This is a genomic window from Pseudomonas sp. S4_EA_1b, from assembly GCF_016307435.1.
Classification (GTDB): Bacteria; Pseudomonadota; Gammaproteobacteria; order Pseudomonadales; family Pseudomonadaceae; genus Aquipseudomonas; species Aquipseudomonas rhodesiae.
Map to the genome: position 1 here is coordinate 1 of NZ_JAEILC010000193.1, position 1,193 is coordinate 1,193.

Annotated in this window: 1 protein-coding gene; it reads right to left on the reverse strand. The window is 55.2% G+C overall.

Translation table 11 applies throughout. The features are described from left to right. Positions 1-145: 145 nt before the first annotated feature. Positions 146-1,126, reverse strand: coding sequence for an IS5-like element ISPa26 family transposase (locus YA0848_RS35410; RefSeq protein WP_024086516.1), 981 nt, complete (start codon positions 1,124-1,126; stop codon positions 146-148). Positions 1,127-1,193 lie beyond the last annotated feature (67 nt).

Consider the following 1,193-nt stretch of genomic DNA (forward strand, 5'->3'; position numbering starts at 1 on the left):
GGATGGTCTGAAGTAGCCCCTGTTTTCCGGCTACTTCGCCATCGACACTTTCAAAAAACGGTAGCCGCTCAAATCCCGGTCAAACCTGCCGTCTATTTCAGCCTTTTTTGCCGCTGCAAGCACCTCGCAGCAGTCACTTCACTCTTCACGGACGCACCTCTCCTGCATTGGAGAGCAAATGTCGACGCGCCATCCAAATGTTCGACAGGGCGAACAGCGTCACCATCTGAGCAGTGTTTTTCACCAAGCCTCGGAAGCGCACTTTCGTATAACCAAACTGGCGCTTGATCACCCGAAATGGATGCTCAACCTTGGAGCGAACCTGGGCCTTGGCTCTTTCGATCTTACGTATCGCTTTGTATAACGCGCTGCGGTTACCGTGCTTTTTGTAAGTGCTGCGCCGGGCTGCAATCTGCCAGATGACTTGGCGCCCCTCATGCTCTTCACGCTTCTCTACACCGGTATAGCCCGCATCAGCGCAGACCACGTTCTCACCACCGTGCAGCAGTTTGTCGACTTGGGTTACGTCCGCGACGTTGGCCGCAGTGACCACCACGCTGTGCACAAGCCCGGACTCATCGTCGACACCAATGTGAGCTTTGGCACCGAAGTAATACTGGTTGCCCTTCTTGGTCTGATGCATTTCCGGGTCGCGTTTGCCGTCCTTGTTCTTGGTCGAACTGGGCGCATGAATCAGAGTGGCATCGACGATGGTGCCTTGTCGCAGTGACAAGCCACGGTCGCCCAAATAGCCATTGATCACGCCGAGAATACCGGTGGCCAACTCATGCTTTTCCAGCAGGCGACGGAAGTTGAGGATGGTGGTTTCATCCGGGATTCGCTCCAGGCTCAGACCGGAAAACTGGCGCAGGATCGTCGTCTCGTACAGCGCCTCTTCCATCGCCGGATCGCTGTAACCGAACCAGTTCTGCATTAGATGAATCCGCAGCATCGCCATCAGCGGATAGGCTGGACGGCCCCCTTCGCCCTTTGGGTAATGAGGTTTGATCAGAGCAATCAAACCCTCCCAGGGTACGACCCGATCCATCTCTATCAGGAACAGCTCCTTGCGGGTCTGCTTGCGCTTACCGGCGTACTCGGCATCGGCGAAGGTCATTTGTTTCATCATCGAAAAGCTCGGCGATTGGTGTCCGGGGATTTTGCCAAATCAGGAAGTCTTTTTCAGGATTTCC

What these genes read in the sequence shown, in the direction of transcription:
- YA0848_RS35410 (WP_024086516.1), bottom strand. Translation starts at nt 1,126, where the DNA reads ATGAAACAAATGACCTTCGCCGATGCCGAGTACGCCGGTAAGCGCAAG.